Source organism: Enterobacter cloacae complex sp. P38RS (genome assembly GCF_014930775.1).
Taxonomy (GTDB): Bacteria; Pseudomonadota; Gammaproteobacteria; order Enterobacterales; family Enterobacteriaceae; genus Enterobacter; species Enterobacter bugandensis.
This window is the reverse complement of the sequence record NZ_JADBRS010000029.1, coordinates 1-1,871: the sequence shown is the minus strand read 5'-3', so window position 1 is coordinate 1,871 and position 1,871 is coordinate 1. Positions and strand designations below refer to the sequence as shown.

Annotated in this window: 1 protein-coding gene and 3 pseudogenes; 1 reads left to right on the top strand and 3 read right to left on the bottom strand. The window is 52.1% G+C overall.

Features of this window, described 5'->3' with window-relative positions; all coding sequences use genetic code 11:
• Positions 1 to 957, bottom strand: a pseudogene (locus IM303_RS22105) (RHS repeat domain-containing protein); the annotation flags it as partial.
• A gap of 2 nt (positions 958 to 959) precedes the next feature.
• Here IM303_RS22105 and IM303_RS22100 point away from each other — a divergent pair.
• Positions 960 to 1,061: pseudogene (locus tag IM303_RS22100) on the top strand (DUF933 domain-containing protein); the annotation flags it as partial.
• Positions 1,062 to 1,111: 50 nt separating this feature from the next.
• Here the strand turns inward: IM303_RS22100 and IM303_RS22315 are convergent.
• Together IM303_RS22315 and IM303_RS22095 are read right to left on the bottom strand one after the other, a co-directional pair.
• A pseudogene (locus IM303_RS22315) lies at positions 1,112 to 1,404 on the bottom strand (YciI family protein).
• Between the two features lie 102 nt (positions 1,405 to 1,506).
• Positions 1,507 to 1,869: a hypothetical protein gene (locus tag IM303_RS22095; RefSeq protein WP_370552703.1), complete on the bottom strand. Its 363-nt coding sequence runs from the start codon at positions 1,867 to 1,869 to the stop codon at positions 1,507 to 1,509.
• Positions 1,870 to 1,871 lie beyond the last annotated feature (2 nt).

The following is a 1,871-nucleotide window of genomic DNA, read 5'->3' as shown; positions in this document are numbered from 1 at the left end:
TCCGCAGTCCGGGTCGTAATACCGGAACAGATTGTAGTGCAGCCCTGTCTCACGGTCCAGGTATTGCCCCTGCATGCGCAGGTTCTGAGAATATCCTGATACCTGCGTCTCGCTTTCCCGCAGCAGCTTGCCCCAGGCGCTGTTGACCCCTTCGCAGCGCACCTGCCCTTCGCTATCCCTCATCCGCTCCGGCGTGCCGTTGGGCTGGCAGTGGAACCAGAAAATCTCCGGCGCTTCAACGCCGTCGATACGCGCCAGCGGGTCGTAGCTGTCCTGATCGCTGTAGACGTACGTCAGCGGCACATCCCCGTGCACTTCCTGCAGCAGGCGAAACCCTTCCCAGACAAACCGGGTGGTGACCGGCCTGCCGGTTGTCTGTCCGCCCAGCATCTGACGTCGCGTTTTGCTGATGCGCCGCCCGAGCGGATCATAGCGGAAGCTGACCTGCGTCTGAGGTTTATTGCGGTCCCGCGGCTGGCTGATGACCTCCGTCAGGCGATGCTCGCTGTCGTAGCGGTAGTGCCGGCGCATCTGGCCGTTATCTTTCTCCACGGTGCGACCGTGGATGTCATAGCGCCAGCGAATGCCGTTCAGATGCGTCAGGCGGTTGTGCGTGACCTTCTCAGCAGATCCTTCGAGCGGGTTGGCTGCATCCCAGCGCCACTGCTCCTGGCCGGGCAGCGTGCCGTCCTGAACCAGCAGGCGCCCGGCGCTGTCGTACTGCCAGCGGTACCAGCTGAACGTGTTATCGTCACGCTCTTCGCGAACCAGGTTATTACGGTAATCGTAATCCCAGCGGCGCGGCGACGGGTACTGAGCGTTGCCGGTAAAGACGTCACGCCGATGCAGTCGGCCCAGGCGGTCGTATTCGCTGCGGGTGGTCAGCAGCCCCTGCGTGCGGCTGGTCTCACGATGGAGTTCGTCGCGGGTTAAATTGGAGATCGACAGCTTATTGAGAACAAGGTGAGCAAGGCGAGAAAGAATCAGGCAAGATGCGTGCGAAAGGGAAAGATTACATCGTTAAAGATGGCTATGTGATGAACTTCCTGTTTAATGTTTGATTTGTTTTGAATGAAAAAAATCCACGCTTTGGCGTGGATTTTTTGCGGGGTTAAAACACATTCTCTAATAGTTCTGTTTTCATGCTGGGTTCAAAAGGTATGATCTCAATAGTCGCAAGCTTTAACCTCGGAAAAGGATCCTCGCATAATCGTTTTGAAGTGAGGCAAGACTCTCACACTTAGCGAGAATGACTCCACCGTTTCTTGGGATCCTTCTTTCGGACGCCAGGAAAATCACCTCTGTATACCCCTTTTTAAGTCACTCAACATGAGCAGGTATCGCTGCGTCGATTTCTTCGAGTGGTTTTATATAGGTCAAAATGACAATGTAAACCGTGCTTATCCTTTGCCACTTAACTCTGTTTTTTAAACTGCTTGTCGGAACAGCTGATACAGTTCCTCTTTTGCCACTGATTGTTGTTATCATTTTTTGGCGCTTTTGATCTTAATATGCAGGGCCCGATTGAGCCAACGCGTTACGCTTCATATCCCAGGAATAAAACCAGTCATGCCAGCCATTTTTTTTTGCTGGATAGCTACAGACAACGACCACTTCCTTTGACAGGTTGAATGTTAAGTAATTGAAAATCGCACCTTCAGGAGGTGCAGACCAAAATAGTTTTTCGCCCTGCACATTGAAGATGGTCAAAACGGTCGGTAATGGCTTTGGCTCGCTTAATGCAAAGACTAACTGGCGTGTTAAGTCGACCATTGCATAGTCTAAAAATGGCATATTAACCAGTATGTTACTTTCGCCACACGTCCATTGAAGCAGGTCATTTTCTTTGATGAAATTGAGATTTTTAATCA